The following is a 19,476-nucleotide window of genomic DNA, read 5'->3' as shown; positions in this document are numbered from 1 at the left end:
CCCTCTCCATAAAAGTGGAGTAGAGGAGGCGTTACTAGCTGGCAGATTTAGATAGCGGTCTTGGCATCCGCCTTTTCGAACATTGAGGTGATGTCACCAGAGGTGACAGGCTTGCCATCTTTTCTGGTTACCTCAGCCCCTCCGAGCCCAAGCGCAGGCTCAGTGCTCACATGAGTGGCCTGAGCTCGCAGAGCTCCCACCGTGCAATTCTCGCGACCAAGAACCGAGAACGGATCATAAGAGAACTCACGCATGGCGTTCAGGTGCGTAACCTTATTGATCTGCTCATCTGTCAGACCTTTAAGGTGGTCCCAAGTTGTTTCAGGGGAATGAGGCCATGTGCAATCCGAGTGAGGGTAATCACTTTCCCAAGTCACCATGTCCTCGTTCATGAAATCGAGATTCTGGAGTCCGAACTTGTCCTCAATGAAGCAAGTAATGAAATGCTTGAAGAAAATATCACTTGGCATTTTTCCGCCGAAATCCGCATTGGTCCAGGCATGGTGATGGCGATGCGTGAAATCAGCACGCTCCAGGAGATAAGGCACCCAACCAATACTTCCCTCTGACAAAGCCATCCGAAGATTCGGGTACTTCTTCCACATGGGCGCCCAAATCCAATCCGCTGCAGCGTTGGCAATGGAAATCGGCATCGTAGTAATCCACGCATCAATGGGAGAAAGGTCGGACGCATGCTCGGCTTTCCCGCCAGAACCAATGTGACAACAAATTACGACATTGTTGTCCTCACAGGCTTTCCAAAGCGGGTCCCAATATTCATCGTGAATCGACGGATAACCAAGGCGAGCGGGATTGTCAGAAAACGACAACGCATGCACACCCTGCTTGGCAAGCCTTTTCACTTCTGCTACTGCAGCCTTCATATCCCAAAATGGAACCAGCATCAGGGGAATAAAACGCCCCGGGGCCGCATTGCACCAGTCATACAGATGCCAGTCGTTGTATGCTTGGATAGCAGCCAACGCGATTTCGCGATTTGGATGATTCTGAAAACGTTGGCCGGCAAATCCCGGAAAGGTCGGGAAGCAAAGAGATCCAACGACACCATTCGCGTTCATATCATCGACTCGGGCTTTAACATCCCAGGTACCGCGACGCATCTGATCGTAACCAAGCGGCTCCATGCCGTACTCTTCCTTCGGGCGGCCCACAACTGAATTGAGCCCCATATAGCCCGTCGCTTCTTCCTCGAACACCCAAACGTCTCGATCTCCACGCTTCTCAACATGCGGCTCGCGTCCTTTGAACTTCTCGGGCATGTGGTGTTTGAAGGCATTGGGTGGCTCGATCGCATGGTCGTCCACACTAACGAGAATCAGATCTTCAAGTTTCATGATGGGTCCCCTTCGCTTTTCGCGATTTGTGATTGTCTTTCCAGTATAGGTCACACACAAAGCAAATTAAACAGTTTTTTTGTTTCTGTGCAACTATTACGACTTAAGACTCACGATAGATCATCAAATAAGAAATTTCTCAGGCGTCAAGATGCCTGTGATCAGGCAAACCTGGGCAATGCTGAGATCGATAGGACAACGCCGTGTTAAGGGGCGGCGCACTAGAATGGGGAAGAAATCTGGAATCTCGGGGGTGGGGGCGGGAACGGAAAGCCGGACGAGAGGCCCGACTTTCCGCTTACCAGCAAAGCTTAGAGCAAAATTTGAATAGTTACCGCTTCACCGGTAGGCGCCCGGTATAACGGAACAGCGGCTCTTACCAAACCAGTTAATCCCAAACGACAGGCAGACTGTGCGGCCCCCTTAGTTGAGCTCCAGTGATTTCTGGTGCCGGCTTGGAGGGATCCAATCGTATGTTAGGCATGAGGTCTAGAATAGCGTTGACGGCGCAATTGATCTCTGTTTTTGCTACAAATTGACCAATACACATATGAGGACCGAATCCGAAGCCGAAGGATGGCTTTTGTCGCCGATCAATGTTGAAAGTGTCAGCATCTTCGAATGCATCTTCGTCCCTGTTGGCCGAACTCACGATGCAAGAAACCATCGCACCTTTTGGCACCTGTACACCACGAATCTCGGTGTCTTGCGCTGCCTGGCGAACTTTGAACGTCGCAACAGGCTCAAACCGCACTGCCTCGTCAATTGCCTTATTGACGAGACTTCTATCCTCACGGATTCTGGCCAGTAATTCAGGCCTTTCGAGCAGCAGGGTCATTAAAGTGCCGAAGGTCCGCGTAGTGGTCTCTCCCGCTGCGGGCAGGAGCGAACGAACAAACGTCGTAATCTGATGGTCATCCAGCGACTCTCCTTCATATTCGGCGACAATAAGACGACTGATAAGATCGTCGCCCTCCCCGCCTTCAGCTCGCCGCTGTTCAACCACTTCTCTTATGGCACCATACAGCGCCTGCACCGCCTCCATAGCCTCCTTCTTGGCGGCTTCCGCCTTAGCGGGATCCACCTGCGGGCCTTTAAGAATCGCTAGAGCCCAAGCGGCATACTGCTTGATTTCTTCGGGCCTATCCTCTGGAAAACCAATAAGCGAGTAGATGACGCGGATTGGAAAATACAAGGCAAAGTCCATAAGGTCTGCTTGTTTATCGGCTACCATTGGCTCCAGAAATTCTTCGCGGATAACCCGATCTATGCGATCCGCTTTCCAGCGATTTACCGTATCTGGCATAAAGACTGGCTGAAGCAAATTTCTCATTTTCTTGTGCTCTTCACCATCCATGGCCGTGAGTATCAAACCATCAAAGAATGCGCCGAGCCCCTCCGCGATAAAACCGCTGGTGAACAGAGTGCTATCGCGCATGACGCGCATGACATCATCATATTTGAAGAGCGTGTAACACGGCCGATCAGGATCGACGCCTGCGATAGACGGCACACCGAGCTTTTCCATAAAGTTTTCAGGAAGAACCGGGCTCTCTTTGCGCATCTGAGCATAGGCCGCATGCAGATCGATATCAGCTCCACGGTAGTTGCTCGCCACGTCTTCGAAGACGTTTTCAAGTTCATTCTTGGACAATTCAGACATGTTCAACTCCCGTTATTGTTTTCCGTATAAAACCGCTGCCATAAAGCCTCGGCGATGAGGTGCCATAAAATTTAGACCTTTTCTAAACTTATGCTCAAATAAAGGTCATAGCAAGCATGTTCTCAAGGCGCTTAAGAACCTTTCATCACCTACCTCAACATCTGGAGCAAAGCGGGCAACCACTTCCCCTTTGCCACTAACAAGGAACTTTTCAAAGTTCCACTGCACCTCTGGAGGCGAATTAGGTTCGACTCCAAAACTGCGAAGCTTTTCTCTAAAGGGACCATCACCTATTACTTCTGGGGCGGCCTCAACCAAAGCACTGTACAGAGGATGCTTGAGCGCACCGCTCACCTTGATCTTTGAAAAAAGGGGAAAAGTAACGTCGTATTGTGTTGAGCAGAATTTGGCAATACCCTCATTGCTCCCCGGCTCCTGGCCATGGAAGTCATTAGAGGGAAACCCTAAGACGATCAGCCCCTTTGCTGCCCATTCACGGTAAAGTGCCTCCAGAGCCCTATATTGCGGAGTCAACCCGCATTTCGACGCAACATTCACCACGAGGTAGGCCTTGGCCCCATGATCGAAAAGCCGCGATTCACTCCCATCAATTCGATATAGCGGGATAGTTCCTAGCAAAGCAGACATCAAAGCACCTCAATAAGCCTTCTGAACATATGTCATTCGGCCGCCCGCAAGCATCAATGCACAGAACATATTCAACTCCACAATTTCTTCAGTGCTGAAATGGGCACTCAATGCCTCGAAAACTCCCGCATCAATTTCTAGGTAATCCGAGGCAAAAAGTTCTGCAAAATTCAGAGCAGCCTGTTCCGGCAACGTGAATTGATCACTGCCATTATCAAGACAAGCTATATCCCGTTCGGTAACCGCATCTGATTTTCTCGCTAACTGACAAGCCTGGCATTGCGTGATGCTTGCGATCTTGAGTCGAACCAGTTCCTTCAATCGATCCCCTAACAGGCTATTCGCATGGAACTGCTCCAGCAATTCAAGCCAACATAGAGCAATAGCAGGACGATGAGCCCAGACTTGAACGGGTATCGACGAGCTCAGCATCCCGGAATTCAATCCTTTCTCCACTAGGTTGCTCAGGCTTTCTGGCATATCAGCAACAGACACTGGCGGAATATGACTCATGCAAGCTCCTTGACCTGGCAACCCAAAGTTCAGTCTATACGCTCGATAATAGTCGCCGTTCCCATTCCACCGGCGCAGCAGATTGCCTGCAGCGCATAACGGCCACGACGTCGCTCCAACTCATTCAGCATCGACGTCATGATGCGAGCGCCGCTAGCACCCAAGGGATGGCCCAATGCAATAGCACCGCCATTAACATTCAATCGTTCGGGGTCGGCGCCAACCTCTTTCATCCAGGCCAGCGGTACTGAAGCGAATGCTTCGTTGATTTCGAACAAATCAATCTCATCTAACTCAAGCCCCGCTTTCGCGAGGACTTTACGAGTGGCACCAATAGGGCCGGTTAACATTAACGTAGGATCTGCTCCCACTGTGGTCACCGCCCGAATTCTGGCTTTCGGCTTGAGACCAAGATTTCGCGCAACATCTGATGACATGAGCAGCAAGGCCGAACAACCATCAGAAATCTGTGACGAGTTCCCGGCGGTGATTCGACCATTCTCTTTTCTGAAACTAGTTTTCAATGTTGCTAGCTTTTCGAGAGAAGTGTCTCTCCGTATGGTCTCATCCGCCGCAAATTTACCCTCGACTTTTTCGGCCCCATTTTCGCGATAGTCCGCAACAGGCACTGGTACAATTTCGCTTTTGAAATAGCCCGAATCTGCAGCAACCGCCGCACGCCGATGACTTTCTAGTGCAAATGCGTCCAGCTGCTCTCGATCAAGATTCCATTTTTCGGCAACCCGCTCAGCTGCCTCACCTTGCGAAGTCATTTCATAGCGATCTGAAACCAGGTGACCGAACGCTTCACCATGGAGATCTCGATTACTCCCCATGGGCACTCTGCTCATATTTTCCGCACCGCCGGCCACCACGATTTCAGCCGAACCTGCGGCAATTGCACCAAACGCACAGTGCACGGCCGCCTCTCCTGACCCACACTTTCGATCGATAGTTAGTCCCGGCACAGAGGTTGGCCAGCCGGCGCCCAGGAGTGAAGTGCGCGCAATATTTGCGGATTGCTCGCCTATTTGGGTGACGCAACCAAATACCACGTCGTCAATGGATTCCGCAGCCAAGCCATTTCGATACAAAAGCTCATTCAAGACTAGAGCTCCGAGATGGTCTGCACGAACACCTGCCAGGCTACCTCTAAAACGGCCGACCGGAGTCCGGACAGCATCAACGATCACAACGTCTTTCATGACACCTTCACCTCAAGACCAGAGCCGGGAACACGCTTTCCATCTTCATACTTATATACACCTTGCCCGGCCTTGCGACCGAAGTGTCCCGCAGCAACCATCTTTATGATGAGGGGACATGGCCGGAATTTTTCACCAAGCGTAGAGTGAAGGTATTTTAAAACCGACAGCCTGGTATCCCACCCCGTAAGGTCCCCCAACTCCAGCGGTCCCATCGGATGGTTGAACCCCATTCGCAATGCCGTGTCGATGTCTTCCGCAGAAGCGGTACCTTCCTGAAGCATGTACATGGCTTCGTTACCAAGAAGAGCGGACATACGACTCGTTGTTAGTCCAGGCGATTCGTTGACAACAATCGAAGTCTTTCCGATGGCCTCACACAGATCTCGTGTTCTGGCGATGGTTTCGTCTGTCGTCGCATGTCCACGCACCAGTTCCACCAGCTTCATCTTGTGAACCGGGTTAAAGAAATGCATGCCAACAAATCGATCGGGATCCGGAAGAGCGGCACCTATCTCAGTCACACTCAACGCAGATGTATTGGTTGCGATAATGCCGCCTTCGGCCATAACTTCCTTTGCCGTACGAACAACGGCTTTTTTTGCTTCCAGGTTTTCTGAAACCGTCTCGATCACCCAGTCTGCGTTCTTAGCCCCGACAGAAAGGTTCCTTTCCAAGTTCAACGAACCCAATGCGTTCTCTGCTTCCAGCTCACTGATTTTTCCGAGCTTTACACCGGTTTTCAGTATTTCTGAAACATTGCTATACGCTTTATCAAGTGATTCCGCACTGATGTCTACAAGTACGGTTTGAAACCCTGCGATTGCAAAAGCATGTGCAATACCGGTTCCCATAAGACCTGCACCCACGATAACGACTTTAACTTTATTGTTGCCGTTCATTTTCCAAGCCTCTTATTAGATCTTTCACCAACAACATTTCGTAAGGTTCCAACTCCTTCAACGGAAGCCTCAACGACGTCTCCCGGATTCAAGAACCGCCCTGTCGCCATTCCGACTCCTGCCGGCGATCCTGTAAACAGAACATCGCCACAGGCAAAACTGGACCTCTCATGCACGAAAGTAATCAGCTCAGCTACCGTCCAGGTCATTTCTGACGTATTGCCGTCCTGACGAACCTCACCATTGACTGACAGGGTCAAGCGTAAGGCAGGCATACCTTCCGGGAACTCATCACGAGTTACGATCCACGGCCCTAAACCAGTAGTTTTGTCCTGACTCTTGGCAGCAAAAAGATCCATGCCAATGCCCTTAGGGCCACTGCGTTGAAGGTCTCTGGCGCTCACATCATTTCCAACGGTATACCCCAAAACCGAATCGTACGGCTTCGTGGTATCGACCTCTTTGCTTCCGATAACCACGACTAGCTCAACCTCATAGTCCAGCTCCTCGGTCAGAGGTGGAAACCGGATCGGATCATCCGCGCCAATCAAAGCCCCGTATGCTTTCAAGAATGCGATTGGTTGCTTCGGCGGCTCCAGTGAAAAGTCGTCCTTCAGGTGTTTCAGGTAATTGGCGCCCGCCACTACGACCCGATTGACCGGCTCAATTGGAGGCAAAAGGGTGACCTCTTTAATAGCCAAAGGGCCTGACGAAAAAGACACCGCACTGATCCCCGCTCCTGCCGTCACCAGGGGCGCCCAGTCCTCGAATCGCTCTTTGATGGGATTGATCTCCTGATGCTCGAGATCAACCACACCCCACGCGGGAACCGAACCCTTATAAGAAAATCGCGCAAGCTTCATTAGCCCCTAACCTTACCCAACTTGTTGGGGTCCAGATGCAGTAGATCACAAGCGTTTTTCCAGCGAATTTTGTCCAGATCTTCCTGTGAGAGCTTTAAATCATCAGTCAAATCATGACGAACGGCATCGCTGCCACCGAAGTTGGATCCGTAGAGAACCCTATCAGCCCCAATCACTTCGACCATTGCCTGCCTCATCGGTACTTCATGAAGCTCAACGTCAAAATAGAAGTTCTTCAGGTATTCAAGAAAAGGCTTCTTGTTATGGTAGGTGTCCAAGTTGGGGTTGGTCTGTGCCATCCGGCCAAGCTGATATGGAACGAAACCACCACCGTGGGTGATGTATACCTTTAGATTCGGGAATCGGTCGAATACGCCCCCGTTAATCATGTACCAAAAACACTTCGACTCATCGTAATTCATACCAACAATAGCGGTAGTTTCATAACGGTCTGTATTTGCCTCTTCACCCCAGGTAACAGACTGATTGTAGCCGTGCACAAACATGGGCAAATCCAGATCACACAACGCCTCCCAGACCGGATCCATCTCGGGCGAGTCAAATTCCAGACCTCCAAAATTGGAACCGCCGGCAACAAGCCCCTTAGCACCCAATTCGGTGCAGGCTCGCCTAATCTCTTTGGCCGCTTCCTTGGGAACATTGAGAGGTGCATGGGCCCAAAACATCAGTCGATCTGGCGCTGCAGAACAATATTCGGCGAGGGAATCATTCACTTTTTTTGCGAAAGGAACACCGAATTCCGGTTCGGCCCAGTACATATAGCAGTGGCTCGGCACGGATAAAACCTGAGCATTCTGGCCAGCAGCATCCATAGACGCCAAACGATGCTCTGGATCACGCCATTTGGCCATGTACTCCTGAACATCCAAAGTCTCTCCTCGGGCGTGCGCCTCGCGCAGTGCCTGTTTCCGCTCGGGAGCACCCAAGCTCAGAACCCAGTGACCCACACGCAGCTTGATATCGCCATCAGACTGCAGCTCAAAAGCGGGCCCCCAATGGGGGTGTTGGTCGTAATAGTCGGGATGTGGTGCGTGCGCATGGAGATCAATAAGCATGGTCAAGGCCTCTATGTTGTTCTAGTTAACTCGTGTTTTCGCTTCGTTCGTTAATAGCTTAAACCAAAGTTAACCACAAACACAAAATCTGTTCAATTTTTTGTTTGCCAGAAGCACTGTGGAAACCAGGACATACAGTCCTCCCCTCAAAAATCACGTAACTAACTGTTAATAAGCCACTTTAAGGAAGAAAAAAACAGGGCGGTTATTGGCGAGAGGAGAGATTTAGCCCAGAACAGGCATATAAATGTGCACGAAGGCCAAAAGCAGGAAAAATTTATTTCTTGATAAATCAGAAGGATAGCTCGCCCCGAATTTCGGGGCGATCATCATAAGAAAGGAAAAAACAGAAATTGAAAAAAAGACTAACTTAAACCATGGCAACCACTCGGTTGACCACTCTCTTACCGCCGAGTTCGGGCTGTCGACCCCATCGTCAAAGACGCCACCAGGCGCTTTACTCTTGCTGGCAGAAGGCGCCGACCGCCATCTTCCGGAACAAGAATCTCGCTCAGAACGTAGCGGATAATCAGCTCGCACACCAACTCACGATCCAACTTCACACCCAAGCGCTCATCCCAATCATCAAAGACAATCTCTAGGGCGTCCTGGAACCGCAATATAGAATCGTGAAAAATCCGCCGGAAAAAGCTCAGTGCGTAGTCGGGCGCCACTACCAACAAACGCCTCGCCCGACTTTCCGTCAGGTAGTCATCAATAAACGCAATCAGGCCTTCGAGACGAGCCTCGGGATCTTCTACTGTACCAACTGTTTCCATGAGTACACGATGGAAATTATCGCGCTTGTGCCGAGAAAAGGTATCAAGCAAATCTTCTTGGGAGGAGAAGTATCGGTAAAAGGTTCCCCGAGATATCCCCGCTAACTTGCACACATCTAAAATCGAAATCCGATCTGCACCAGAACGAAGAACGACTTGCTCTGTTGCGTCTAGAATGCTGCTTATGGTTTCCTCGGAGCGTCGATTCGGCTTCACTGAACGACCGCCTCTAGGCTTACTACTGCCCTTTCGGGCCCTTACACTCTGTTGCTCAGCACTTTCTCTCGATTGCAGAGATTCCGAGTTTTGACGCTCTTGGTCCATCACGAATCACTCCAGCACAATAAGATGGACGCTATGTTAACACTTAAACTAGGCATATTCAGCATTTTCTGTTCAACTTCTCTAGAGACAAGGCGTAAAATAAAATATAGAATTGAATTCTCCATTTAAAATAAAACTCGGACGCTCTTTGATAGAGCTGCACCTGAAGGAGAATCACTATGAGTGGTACCGGAAACCCAGAAACCTGGTCAGTCGGAGAACGTGACACCGTTGTCGCAGCGCTGGATAGAGCAGTAGCAAGCCATCCTGACCGAATTTTTCTAGATTTTAGCGGGACTTTTTACACTTATCGAGAAGTTGATTCGCTATCAACCAAACTTGCCAACTCACTATCAGATCTTGGGGTAAGTCGAGGCGATACGGTCGTTTCCATGCTCGACAACAATATTGACGCCGTAGTCTGTTGGCTGGCCATCAATAAGCTGAGCGCTGTCAGCGTGCCTCTTAATACAGCTTTACGCGGAGAATTTTTGCGCCACCAGATCGCCGATGCTGACTCCGCGCTAATGATCTGTGAATCGAAGTATCTTGATCGAGTTGCCCAAATTAGTGACCAGCTCGAAAAATTAGAGCTGATACTCCATCGCGAGTCTCTCGAAGACACGCTTGATTGCACTATTAAAGTTGAGTCATTAGAAGACCATCGAGGCACCAACGAGACTCCCATTACTGAGAAGCCTGACCCGGCGGATTTGGCCTGCCTAATTTATACATCCGGAACCACCGGGCCGTCTAAAGGATGCATGGTTAGTTACAATTTCATGTGTAACTTGGCGCGGCTTCAACTTATGGCGGGACCGGCGACAGAAAAGGATGTCACGATAACTCCACTGCCACTCTTTCACATGAATGCGCTCTGCGTCGGCGTCATCGCTACACTATTGGTTGGAGCGCGGGTAGCGATTCTTCCGCGGTTTTCCGTGTCCAATTTCTGGCCGGAAGTGGAGAGAAGCGGCGCCACGATCGCGTCAATTCTGGGCGGTATGGGCGGACTGCTTGCACAAGCCCCCGACAATAGCTCCATGAAGCGGTGCTACGGTCAGATTCATACCGCTCGTGGAAACCCCTATACAGAGGAAACCAAAGAAATCTGGCGGAAACGTTTTGGCGCCCGGCTTGTTGGTGGAAACGGATACGGGCTCACGGAAGCATGCGTCATCACTTCTTTACCTGCTGGAGAATACGCGAAACCAGGGTCTTCCGGAAAACGCATTCCGGATTTCGACGTTCGGATCGTTGATGAGAACGACAACGAGCTTCCAGCAAACCAAGCAGGGGAAATCGTAGTTCGTCCACTAAGACCAGATATCATGTTTCAGGGCTATTGGAGACGCCCAGAGGCTACACTCAACGCCATGAAAAACATGTGGTTCCACACGGGCGATATTGGAAAGTTCGACGAGGATGGCTTTTTCTACTTTGTAGACCGAAAGAAAGACTATCTCCGCCGCCGAGGCGAGAATATTTCTAGCTTTGAAGTGGAGTCTGCGTTTAGCAATCATCCTGCGATCGCAGAAGTTGCTGTCCACGCGGTGCTCTCCGACAAAGGTGAAGATGACGTAAAAGTTACTGCTATCCTTCACGAGGGTACCGAGCTTACCGAGGAGGAGCTTTTCTTCTGGGCAACAGAAGCCGTTCCTTACTATGCACTGCCACGCTACATCGAATTTCGGAAGGAATTTCCGAAGAATCCTCAGGGACGGATTCTGAAATATCAGCTGAGAGATGAGGGGAAAACAGCCTCTACGTGGGATTTAGAAGACACCGAAATCAAAGTAAGCAAAAGCTAAACAACTGCACGAACGCATGCCTTAAGTTGATGGCATGCGTTCGTAAACTTTCAATTATTGTCGGCTGAAAGCTGCGATTGGACGAAGCGACTATCAATACTCTCTAACTGGAACTTCCGCTGGCCGGGAATTGTAACCAGGCAAGTGCAACCCTCCATCTACGTGAATTGACTCTCCGGTTACAAAGCGGGACATCTCAGACGCAAGAAACGCAACAACCGGTCCAATATCTGCTTCTGGCTCTCCACACCGCCCCAATGGACGCATAGCTGCAGATCGCTCCTCGAATCCAGGATTCTCGGCAGCCAACTTATGGAACGTAGCTCCCATTGCGGTTGGCGCAATTGCGTTTGCCCGGATATTGAAGCGCCCCCACTCGGCGGCGGCACTGCGGGTTAAACCTAGGATCGCTGATTTGGCCGTATTGTAGTCGCCATGCAACCAAGCCCCAATCTCCGTATCTATTGAGTAAAAATTAACGATAGACCCTCCACCTCTTTCACACATGTGAGGAAAAGCAGCCTTCATCGCCCACCAAGCAGCCCAAACCGTTGTGTTCAGCGTTTGAGTCAACATTTCATCGGTTTTCTCTTCCAACTTAACGTTTGGAGTCGGAGCAAACGCATTGTTTACCAAAACATCGATCGAGCCAAAGTGATCAACTGCCGTCGCCACTGCATTTTCAATAGACGATTTGTTCGAAACGTCGGTATGGCAAAAGAGTGCTTTGCCTCCTTGGGCCCTCAGATCAGCTGCAACAGCCTCTCCAAGCTGCTCGCTCAACTCCGCAATAATGACGGCAGCACCTTGTTTAACGAAGTAACGCGCTACACCTTCTCCAATACCACCACCTGCTCCAGTAATCAGAGCCACTTTATTCTCAAGAAGATTCATAATTTCCGCCTATTTGTGAACACTTTTTTTGTTAGTGTTCATGTTATTATATATTTGGGTTGCCATCCAGCCCAAACCCATTTCGTTAGGCAGGGGATGTTCAATGATTTTCAGACGCAGAATAGAGATTAACTCAGTCAGTGGAAATGAGATCAGGGCCTCTCTCGAAGATGATTTCCATCATTTCCGGGTAGGACTGAACTATCTCAACGGGACAGTTACCCGGGTGCAGGGTTTTGGAGATCGCTACCCATATTCAGCGTGTCCTGCTGCTGCCGATCCACTCAAATCGCTTGAAGGAATGTCGTTAACAGAGATTGCTCATAGCGTAACTCGCCATACTGACCCTCGCCATCAATGCACTCACATGCTGGATCTTGCTGGCCTGGCAATAGCTGCAGCGAGTCGACGAGACTCAAGGCTCATTTACGATATCACCGTTCCTATGCGCAACGCCGGAAGAACAACCGCTACACTAATGCGGAACGGTAAGCCGTATCTGGAATGGGAAGTTGAAGGAACGATAATCCTGAAACCTTCTCTCTTTGAAGGCGTCGACCTGACCCATGGCATGGCGAGCTGGGCGATCAAAAACCTGAATCCGGAAATGTCTGAAGCAGCCCTGATACTTCGTCGAAGTGTGATTATTTCTCGTGGCCGTGAGCATGACCTGGACTTACAAGACCACGCAAGACCGACGGGAGTCTGCTTCAGCCAACAACCGGTAAGGGCCGCGCAAGCAATCAGAGTCAAAGGGTCAACACTGGATTTTACGAACTCACCAGAGAAGCTTTGTCTTCAGGATCAAGATTGGCTGCAAGGTAATTGATCTCCACAGAATTGGAGCTAAGCCGATATCGTACAATTTGGCTCCTGGGAAACTTGAGATATCTACCCTCAGTACTCTGACTCACATTCCCAGGAGAGTCGACGAAAAAAGCCCGCCGCGAGGGCAGGCTAAAAAGGGTACAAACAAGATTGTGAATTAGAGGAAAACCGCCAGGTTGGGTGTTCCTAAAACGGATTGATCAAGAAGCGCCTCACGACGAGCCAGCTTAAGCTCACCGCTATCTTCACGTCGAATAACATCCCTACGTTCACAGCTGATCACATCAACGTGTTCGTCGCTAAAACGACTCCGGGTCATCATTAGATAGCTAGTTACAGTATACTCATTCTCTGAAGCGCCCTGCTGAACAAGAACATTCGTTATTAGCCGGCGCGTCCTGCTGGGGGGATCTTCTGCCCAAGCACTTTTCCCCGTTAACCGCATGATCCTACCTAGTATAGAGCGGTAGTTATCATGAAAGTGTTGAACCGTTCGAATATAGCTTTTCTCGTGGTCTACGCCCCAACGAGTATGACGAAGAGGTGCCGTGTAAACCAAGTCTGTCGCGAGCCTTTCGCCCCATTCCTGAAGGCGAAGATTGTCGAGCAACATCGCCTCTTCGTATAGGAACGTAACGATCTCGTTGTATGCCTCTGAGCCAATCGGAATGTAGGCTTTTTCGTTTGAATCGGCTTGTTTTTGCTGAACTGTATCCATCACAGGCCTCGTTTATTGTAATCAACAATTAGTATTAATCAGCGTTCATGAGTTCATTCCAATAGAGCCACCAGTGCCACTGGGTGTCATCTTTGGTAAACCCTTCATTGACAATCCCGGGGCCCGGCCATCCCTCAGGCGCTCCGGTTTCATAGACCGCTTGATACTTCATAGTGATATGTTTGCCCATAGCACCTTTCGCAGAGAGCGTCATATGAGGCCACGTATCAGAGTCATCCTGCTCTACCATTCCAGAGGTGCCAAACAGTTGAACAGTCTGTTCCAACATTTTCTGTCGAAGTTCGGGCGGAGCGTCTTTCTCGGCGAAAATCCAGTTACAGAACTCGAGCTTATCGGGACCACGCGGAATATAGGTGTGCATCGTCATCGAACCCACGACAGAGCCGTCTGGCTGCGGGATATAGACGAACCCAAACAGAATGTTTGGAAACATGCCTCCAACTTGCGGCGGCATGGAGGTAAGAACCTTAAGCTGGTCCTCCGAGAGATTACGTTTCAGCTGATCGACCATCTCTACTGTCATGCCCGCAGGCGGGAGGGCTTCGAGCTTCTCCTCGACAGAGAGTTTTTCAGGATCAAGGCCAGTAATCCGGCGAATCTTTCGCGCCAGGTCAATGCAACGGAGCGCATGCCCATGGGGTGAGCTAACTTCTACACCATACATCTCAGGGCTCAGATCTGCGCCGTCACCTTCACCTTCGCCCTTCTTGGAGTAGTTGCCGATCTCGCCAAGCCAGCGATGGAGCGTCAACGTATGAAAACCATCGGCCGCCGACTGCTCTCCCGCTGTTTTCCAGTTGGCATTAACGATGAACCGCTGGGGAGGCCCCAAAACTTCCATGCCTTTATCGCTGCGAAGGAAAAGCATATCGTAGTACCACTTCGCATCGCCGAGGAATTCGTCGAAAGAAGGCCCCTCGATATTCCATGTAGCGAAGATGAGACCACCATATAGAGTGCATCGTGCACGCTTCAGTCCGAGCTCAGACTTTTCAAGCATCGAACCATGCATTTTTTCCTTTTCGACGGGCGCACCAATAAAGTCACCATTCGGACGAAACGCCCAACCATGGTAAATACATTTGTGGATCTGGCTGTTACCGCAATCAGTGAGCGCCACTCTCATGCCCCGATGAGGACATACGTTCAGAAGAACATGAACTTCGCCGCTTTTGTCCCGCGTCACGATCACTGAGTCCTCACCCATGTCGCGAACCATGAAATCGCCTGGGTTTGGAATCTCAGACTCGTGTCCAAGCATCAGCCAAGTCTTTCCAAATACCTTCTCCATTTCGAGCTGATAGATTTCTCGGTCCGACAGAACACGCATTTGGACTTCACGTGTATCTGGGTAGATCAGGTCAGAAACCGGTGTACCGTCCGAAAGCACCGGATTAGTTCTTGTTAGCATATCCGCCTCCATTTTTGTCTAGTCTTCAGAGCCACTCATTGACCTAACGCCCGTTGCGTAGCTCTAAAGTAACGTCTCACTGCCAGGTTTCCCTCAAAACCGCGGCCAGCCTTTTGTCCAGCCCAGCCAACAGCTCTCTCAAATTCGCCCCAAATCAGTCTGCCGTGCCAACTTGGGTCCTTAGTATCCCAAGCTTCTCAACTTCAAGCTCAACAACATCTCCGCGCTGCAAATACCGCAGTTGCTCCAATCCACAGCCATTCCCTACAGTGCCCGATCCAAGAAACTCGCCACTGTGTAGTGTTTCGGACTGAGATACATGAGTAATAACGTCTTCAAACTTCCACCGCATATCTCTCGTATTTCCCCGCCCCCATTCTTCGCCATTTACCCGAGCTATCATCTCAAGGTTGTAAGGATCTTCGAGTTCATCAGCGGTTACCAGACAAGGCCCCATAACGTTTGCGGTGTCAAAATCCTTGCCTTTTGCCGGTCCCAACATACCGCCCATTTCTTTAGACTGCATATCCCTGGCGGAAATGTCGTTGAAGATCGTGTACCCGAAGATGTGTTCACGGGCTGCGTCCCTCGAAATGTCTTTCCCCGGCTTACCGATATAGCAGCCGAACTCCAGCTCAAAATCCAGAGCTTTACTAAAGCTGGGCCACTCAAAATGATCGTCGGCGCCGATTACCGCAAACCTATTGCATTTGTAATAAATCGGTTGGCGATTGAATACTTCGATAACGCGATCATCCGCGCTCGTATTCATGGCTTTCAATGTAGCTTCAGGATCTGGAGTACGGAGCGCCCTGGCGCGCCGAGCAGCGGCAAAGCTCTGACGAAGGTGCAATTCAAAACACGAAAAATCCCTCATCTGCGGCGGAGGCTGAATTGGTGCTCGGAGCCGAACTACCGAACGACTTGTAACCGCATCAAACGGAGCCTTCTCGACGAGAGAGCGTGCAAGATCTTGCTCGGGCTTGCCCGCTTCGGCAAGCGCCAGAACGCTAGAGAGCGCTTGGAGTTCTCCGCCCCTGGTCAACGTGTAGGCCCGTTGGAGATCAAGGACCGCCTGACCGCCGTCGATAAGCGCGCCAGCTTTTTCAATGCCGCTCTCCCCAACAAAAGTGACCAACCTCATTGTATTCTCCGTGACTCTGTAGACTTTTAGACACGCCCGGGTACTGGCAGGCAGGCTCCGGTAATAACACTTCCTTCGTCCGACAGAAGGAATGAAATAACCCCCGCAAGGGCCTCAGGATTCACCCAAGTGGAGAAATCAGCATCGGCCATCGCCTCCCGATTATTCGGAGTATCGATAATACTTGGCATAACCGCATTAACAGTCACGTTCCGATGCTTTAGCTCTTCTGCGAGCGACTCGGTAAAGCGCGCGACACCCGCCTTTGCGGCCGCATAAGCAGACACGCCCAAACCCGCTTTGAGGGCAGCAAGTGCACTCACGTTTACAACACGGGCATTGCCAGAGCTCAATAAATAAGGGAGTGCGGAATGGGTGGCCACAACGGCGGTTCGTAGATTCATTTGATATTGAACATCCCAGGTATCCAGCGAGCCCTGCTCGAACGTCTCCCACGCGAAGCCGCCGGCGACATTCACAATGCAGTCAATCCGCTGGAATTTTTCGGCTACAGAGGCCAATGCATCTTTTGCGGATGACTCCTCGGTTAAATTGACACCACCGATCGGCAAAAAGTTTTCTTCAGCCTGCAAATCACTGGGACATGCACTCAAATCCAGCCCGGCCACGCGGGCCCCACGATCTTTGAGCACGGATGAAAGAGCCCGCCCAAGCACACCGAAAGCACCTGTAACAATGACTGTTTTCCCGTCAAGTTGGCGATTCATTGGAGAAACCTCCGTTGATTGATGTTGTTATCGGATGTTGAGCCTAGGCTATCGCAATCTTTTTTGAATTAGAACACTTTTTTATTTTTTGTGCAATTGATAAGCTTGGCAGACTATCGAGGTCTACTTTGGGAACTCAGCAATGCCAAGAAAACTTCCGGCGTTAAACGACGATAATTGCGCGTTTTGGCAAGGAGGCAAAAGCAATGCCCTGCTGATTCATTATTGCCACTCGTGCACTCAATTTTTTCACCCTCCTGGCTCTGTCTGTCCAAATTGTGTAAGCAAGGATGTATATCCTCGGCGAGTCTCCGGTAGAGGCAAGATCGCCAGCTTCACGATTAATAGGCAGCCATGGACCCCAGAGCTGAACGAGCCGTTCGTGATCGCGATCGTTGAGCTGGAAGAGCAGCCAGGGCTCCGCTTTGTTACCAACATCGAAGATGTAGACGTCGATGAGGTGTTTATCGGCATGCCTGTGAGGGTAAGGTTTCGGCAGGAAGACGACGTCTGGCTGCCTCTTTTTACTAAGGAGTAAGGATGTTTGATCGCCTGTACGAAAAAGACGTCGCCATCACCGGGATCGGCCAGTCAGAGGTTGCTCGCCCGTCCGACTTATCTGGTATGCAACTTACTGTAGACGCTTGTCTAGAGGCTATTTCAGATGCAGGTTTGCAGCGCGAGGATATTGACGGTATCGCGTGCTGGCCCGGAGACAATAATAATGGGAACAGCTTCTCCCCCGTCGGACCTAGCGCCCTCCAGAACGCTCTTGGCCTTAAAGTGAACTGGTTCGGCGGAGGTTACGAAGGACCAGGACCTTTGGCAGGAATCATTAATGGTGCTATGGCAATCGCCACCGGTCTGTGTCGCCACGTACTTGTTTTTCGAACAATCACTGAGTCGTCCGCGAGACGCGTGAATAAAGGCGCCTCTGCGCTCAGCAACAAGACGCAGGGAAGGGACAACAGTTTCGCGTGGCAATGGTACACACCATTCAATGTGTTATCAGCCAGCAACCTCGTGGCAATGTACGCGCAAAGACATTTCCACGATTACGGGACCAAGCCCGAACAAATGGCACAGATTGCATTAAATGCACGCCGCAATGCCCAGCTCAACCCTAAAGCAATCTATCGCACCCCGATGACGATGGATGACTACATGAGCTCCAGGGTTATTTCCAGCCCTTTGCGACTCTATGATTGCGACGTCCATTGTGACGCCTCTACTGCAATCATTTTATCGCGGAAGGACATAGCTCGGGACTTGCCGAATTCGCCGATTCACATTGAAGCAATAGGCTCAGCGCTTCACCAACCGTGGTCATGGGACCAGGTCTCACTCACCGAGGGAGCCGCTTTTGATGTTGGCAAAATGATGTGGTCTCGAACGGATCTCAAGCCATCCGATGTCGGGTCGGCACAACTATACGACGGGTTTTCAATACTCACGATGATTTGGTTAGAAGCACTCAACCTTTGTCCCAAGGGAGAGAGTGGTTCCTTCATCGAAGGCGGTCACCGGATTGCCCTGGACGGCGCTCTTCCCATAAATACCAATGGCGGCCAGCTTTCCGGCGGTAGAACTCACGGATTAGGCTATGTACACGAGGCATGCCTGCAACTCTGGGGGAAAGCAGGGGAACGCCAGACAGCAGAACATGACGTAGCGGTTACTGCTGCAGGCGGCGGGCCGCTCGGCGGAAGCCTGCTACTAGTAAAAGATTGAGCCTAAAACAGAACGTTCTCCAGTTCACGGGCCAAATTGCAGAGGGACTCACCAAGCTCTGCAATCTCCTTGTCATTCTTTTGGCCCCTGAACATAACTGCGGAAACGGTAAAATCTATGGTGCCAGAGGATGAATAAACCGGTGCAGCGACTGCGAGAATACCGATTGAGAAATAACCATCATCTACCGCCCAGCCTCGCTTCGATGCCTCTGTAACCTGGGCACAATATTCGTCAAAGGAAAGCGGCATGCCCCATCGGATCTTCTCAAACATGGTTCTGACCTCTTCACTCTCAAGACTCAGCTGAGAGGCGAAAAGGCGGCCACTAGCGCCCATCAATATAGGAAGCCTCTGCCCTTCGGTCATATCAATGCGAACATCAGTAGGGCACGCGGCAGAGCTCACTATTACAATCCGATCACTCCCCATTCGTCGCCACAGTGTGACAGTGACCCTTGAACTGGAGGCAAAGGCCTCAAGTAGCGGCTTCGCCAGTTGAACTTTTTGACCTTGTGTTACGAATTGCTCTACTAACCTTGCCAAGCCAAGGCCGGCCGAATAACGTTTCGACATCGGACTAAACTCAACCATATCCTCATTGACCAGGGTCCGGAGGATGTTGAAACAGGTACTAGGATTGATATCAAGCTTGCGAGCGATATCGACAGCCCGTTCTGGAACCGAGGACTCACTCAAGAATCTTAAGATCCGTATAGCATTAACAACGGGCTTGACCGTAACTGGAGTGGTTTTGGACGTTTTTGCAGTGATTTCACTGGTGATCTCTGAAGCCATTGCGAAGCATTCCTTTGGAAAAGTATATGTCACCTCAAGCATTCTATATCAAGAATATGATTTTG

General features: G+C 50.6%; 19 protein-coding genes. 4 read left to right on the top strand and 15 right to left on the bottom strand.

The window, feature by feature from the left end; translation table 11 throughout:
• Positions 1 to 47: 47 nt before the first annotated feature.
• The 9 genes from HP15_RS00270 to HP15_RS22970 all read right to left on the bottom strand — a co-directional run bounded on the left by HP15_RS00270 (position 48) and on the right by HP15_RS22970 (position 9,328).
• Entirely contained in the window at positions 48 to 1,355 is a 1,308-nt protein-coding gene (locus tag HP15_RS00270) for an amidohydrolase family protein (RefSeq protein ID WP_014575683.1), read from the bottom strand.
• 388 nt (positions 1,356 to 1,743) lie between these two features.
• Positions 1,744 to 3,018, bottom strand: a complete 1,275-nt coding sequence (locus tag HP15_RS00265) for a cytochrome P450 (protein WP_014575682.1) — start codon at positions 3,016 to 3,018, stop codon at positions 1,744 to 1,746.
• Positions 3,019 to 3,123: 105 nt separating this feature from the next.
• Positions 3,124 to 3,666 (bottom strand): glutathione peroxidase, encoded by a 543-nt coding sequence (locus tag HP15_RS22180; protein ID WP_041644836.1) that lies wholly within the window; start codon positions 3,664 to 3,666, stop codon positions 3,124 to 3,126.
• A 9-nt stretch (positions 3,667 to 3,675) separates the two neighbouring features.
• A complete protein-coding gene (locus HP15_RS22175; protein WP_041644834.1) occupies positions 3,676 to 4,179 on the bottom strand; it encodes a carboxymuconolactone decarboxylase family protein in 504 nt (167 codons plus the stop codon).
• Positions 4,180 to 4,208: 29 nt separating this feature from the next.
• Positions 4,209 to 5,384, bottom strand: coding sequence for a thiolase family protein (locus tag HP15_RS00250; RefSeq protein WP_014575680.1), 1,176 nt, complete (start codon positions 5,382 to 5,384; stop codon positions 4,209 to 4,211).
• Entirely contained in the window at positions 5,381 to 6,286 is a 906-nt protein-coding gene (locus tag HP15_RS00245) for a 3-hydroxyacyl-CoA dehydrogenase (RefSeq protein ID WP_014575679.1), read from the bottom strand. The genes HP15_RS00250 and HP15_RS00245 overlap by 4 nt, the downstream gene beginning before the upstream one ends.
• Complete coding sequence (locus tag HP15_RS00240) at positions 6,283 to 7,149, bottom strand: fumarylacetoacetate hydrolase family protein (RefSeq protein WP_014575678.1); 867 nt, start codon at positions 7,147 to 7,149, stop codon at positions 6,283 to 6,285. The genes HP15_RS00245 and HP15_RS00240 overlap by 4 nt, the downstream gene beginning before the upstream one ends.
• Positions 7,149 to 8,225, bottom strand: a complete 1,077-nt coding sequence (locus HP15_RS00235) for an amidohydrolase family protein (protein ID WP_014575677.1) — start codon at positions 8,223 to 8,225, stop codon at positions 7,149 to 7,151. Before HP15_RS00235 ends, HP15_RS00240 begins: the two co-directional genes overlap by 1 nt.
• A gap of 404 nt (positions 8,226 to 8,629) precedes the next feature.
• Positions 8,630 to 9,328, bottom strand: coding sequence for a TetR/AcrR family transcriptional regulator (locus HP15_RS22970; RefSeq protein WP_014575675.1), 699 nt, complete (start codon positions 9,326 to 9,328; stop codon positions 8,630 to 8,632).
• A gap of 179 nt (positions 9,329 to 9,507) precedes the next feature.
• Here HP15_RS22970 and HP15_RS00225 point away from each other — a divergent pair, with 179 nt between their 5' ends.
• Positions 9,508 to 11,139 (top strand): ATP-dependent acyl-CoA ligase, encoded by a 1,632-nt coding sequence (locus HP15_RS00225; protein WP_014575674.1) that lies wholly within the window; start codon positions 9,508 to 9,510, stop codon positions 11,137 to 11,139.
• 93 nt (positions 11,140 to 11,232) lie between these two features.
• Here the strand turns inward: HP15_RS00225 and HP15_RS00220 are convergent, their stop codons facing one another.
• Positions 11,233 to 12,033 carry an SDR family NAD(P)-dependent oxidoreductase gene (locus HP15_RS00220; RefSeq protein WP_014575673.1) on the bottom strand — a complete coding sequence of 267 codons (801 nt, stop codon included), beginning with the start codon at positions 12,031 to 12,033 and terminating at the stop codon, positions 11,233 to 11,235.
• Between the two features lie 103 nt (positions 12,034 to 12,136).
• On the opposite strand from HP15_RS00220, the gene HP15_RS00215 reads away from it, so the two are divergent.
• Positions 12,137 to 12,862: a DUF2889 domain-containing protein gene (locus tag HP15_RS00215; RefSeq protein WP_041644832.1), complete on the top strand. Its 726-nt coding sequence runs from the start codon at positions 12,137 to 12,139 to the stop codon at positions 12,860 to 12,862.
• A gap of 156 nt (positions 12,863 to 13,018) precedes the next feature.
• On the opposite strand, the gene HP15_RS00210 is transcribed toward HP15_RS00215, so the two are convergent.
• The 4 genes from HP15_RS00210 to HP15_RS00195 all read right to left on the bottom strand — a co-directional run bounded on the left by HP15_RS00210 (position 13,019) and on the right by HP15_RS00195 (position 16,883).
• Positions 13,019 to 13,579, bottom strand: coding sequence for an aromatic-ring-hydroxylating dioxygenase subunit beta (locus HP15_RS00210; RefSeq protein WP_041644831.1), 561 nt, complete (start codon positions 13,577 to 13,579; stop codon positions 13,019 to 13,021).
• 34 nt (positions 13,580 to 13,613) lie between these two features.
• Entirely contained in the window at positions 13,614 to 15,011 is a 1,398-nt protein-coding gene (locus tag HP15_RS00205; RefSeq protein WP_041644829.1) for an aromatic ring-hydroxylating dioxygenase subunit alpha, read from the bottom strand.
• 154 nt (positions 15,012 to 15,165) lie between these two features.
• A complete protein-coding gene (locus HP15_RS00200; RefSeq protein ID WP_014575669.1) occupies positions 15,166 to 16,155 on the bottom strand; it encodes a fumarylacetoacetate hydrolase family protein in 990 nt (329 codons plus the stop codon).
• 26 nt (positions 16,156 to 16,181) lie between these two features.
• A complete protein-coding gene (locus HP15_RS00195) occupies positions 16,182 to 16,883 on the bottom strand; it encodes an SDR family NAD(P)-dependent oxidoreductase (protein WP_014575668.1) in 702 nt (233 codons plus the stop codon).
• A 142-nt stretch (positions 16,884 to 17,025) separates the two neighbouring features.
• On the opposite strand from HP15_RS00195, the gene HP15_RS00190 reads away from it, so the two are divergent.
• Both HP15_RS00190 and HP15_RS00185 read left to right on the top strand, forming a co-directional pair.
• Entirely contained in the window at positions 17,026 to 17,421 is a 396-nt protein-coding gene (locus HP15_RS00190) for a Zn-ribbon domain-containing OB-fold protein (RefSeq protein WP_041644827.1), read from the top strand.
• A gap of 2 nt (positions 17,422 to 17,423) precedes the next feature.
• Entirely contained in the window at positions 17,424 to 18,614 is a 1,191-nt protein-coding gene (locus HP15_RS00185; protein WP_014575666.1) for a thiolase family protein, read from the top strand.
• A 2-nt stretch (positions 18,615 to 18,616) separates the two neighbouring features.
• On the opposite strand, the gene HP15_RS00180 is transcribed toward HP15_RS00185, so the two are convergent.
• Positions 18,617 to 19,411, bottom strand: a complete 795-nt coding sequence (locus HP15_RS00180) for an IclR family transcriptional regulator (RefSeq protein ID WP_014575665.1) — start codon at positions 19,409 to 19,411, stop codon at positions 18,617 to 18,619.
• Between the last annotated feature and the right edge of the window lie 65 nt (positions 19,412 to 19,476).

Source organism: Marinobacter adhaerens HP15 (assembly GCF_000166295.1).
GTDB lineage: Bacteria > Pseudomonadota > Gammaproteobacteria > Pseudomonadales > Oleiphilaceae > Marinobacter > Marinobacter adhaerens.
Note: the sequence above shows the minus strand (reverse complement) of the source record. Positions and strands in the feature narration are given on the sequence as shown.

Bases quoted from the DNA above. Each gene is read 5' to 3' on its own strand.
- HP15_RS00270 (WP_014575683.1), bottom strand. From the start codon at position 1,355: ATGAAACTTGAAGATCTGATTCTCGTTAGTGTGGACGACCATGCGATC.
- HP15_RS00265 (WP_014575682.1), bottom strand. From the start codon at position 3,018: ATGTCTGAATTGTCCAAGAATGAACTTGAAAACGTCTTCGAAGACGTG.
- HP15_RS22180 (WP_041644836.1), bottom strand. From the start codon at position 3,666: ATGTCTGCTTTGCTAGGAACTATCCCGCTATATCGAATTGATGGGAGT.
- HP15_RS22175 (WP_041644834.1), bottom strand. From the start codon at position 4,179: ATGAGTCATATTCCGCCAGTGTCTGTTGCTGATATGCCAGAAAGCCTG.
- HP15_RS00250 (WP_014575680.1), bottom strand. From the start codon at position 5,384: ATGAAAGACGTTGTGATCGTTGATGCTGTCCGGACTCCGGTCGGCCGT.
- HP15_RS00245 (WP_014575679.1), bottom strand. From the start codon at position 6,286: ATGAACGGCAACAATAAAGTTAAAGTCGTTATCGTGGGTGCAGGTCTT.
- HP15_RS00240 (WP_014575678.1), bottom strand. From the start codon at position 7,149: ATGAAGCTTGCGCGATTTTCTTATAAGGGTTCGGTTCCCGCGTGGGGT.
- HP15_RS00235 (WP_014575677.1), bottom strand. From the start codon at position 8,225: ATGCTTATTGATCTCCATGCGCACGCACCACATCCCGACTATTACGAC.
- HP15_RS22970 (WP_014575675.1), bottom strand. From the start codon at position 9,328: ATGGACCAAGAGCGTCAAAACTCGGAATCTCTGCAATCGAGAGAAAGT.
- HP15_RS00225 (WP_014575674.1), top strand. From the start codon at position 9,508: ATGAGTGGTACCGGAAACCCAGAAACCTGGTCAGTCGGAGAACGTGAC.
- HP15_RS00220 (WP_014575673.1), bottom strand. From the start codon at position 12,033: ATGAATCTTCTTGAGAATAAAGTGGCTCTGATTACTGGAGCAGGTGGT.
- HP15_RS00215 (WP_041644832.1), top strand. From the start codon at position 12,137: ATGATTTTCAGACGCAGAATAGAGATTAACTCAGTCAGTGGAAATGAG.
- HP15_RS00210 (WP_041644831.1), bottom strand. From the start codon at position 13,579: ATGGATACAGTTCAGCAAAAACAAGCCGATTCAAACGAAAAAGCCTAC.
- HP15_RS00205 (WP_041644829.1), bottom strand. From the start codon at position 15,011: ATGCTAACAAGAACTAATCCGGTGCTTTCGGACGGTACACCGGTTTCT.
- HP15_RS00200 (WP_014575669.1), bottom strand. From the start codon at position 16,155: ATGAGGTTGGTCACTTTTGTTGGGGAGAGCGGCATTGAAAAAGCTGGC.
- HP15_RS00195 (WP_014575668.1), bottom strand. From the start codon at position 16,883: ATGAATCGCCAACTTGACGGGAAAACAGTCATTGTTACAGGTGCTTTC.
- HP15_RS00190 (WP_041644827.1), top strand. From the start codon at position 17,026: ATGCCAAGAAAACTTCCGGCGTTAAACGACGATAATTGCGCGTTTTGG.
- HP15_RS00185 (WP_014575666.1), top strand. From the start codon at position 17,424: ATGTTTGATCGCCTGTACGAAAAAGACGTCGCCATCACCGGGATCGGC.
- HP15_RS00180 (WP_014575665.1), bottom strand. From the start codon at position 19,411: ATGGCTTCAGAGATCACCAGTGAAATCACTGCAAAAACGTCCAAAACC.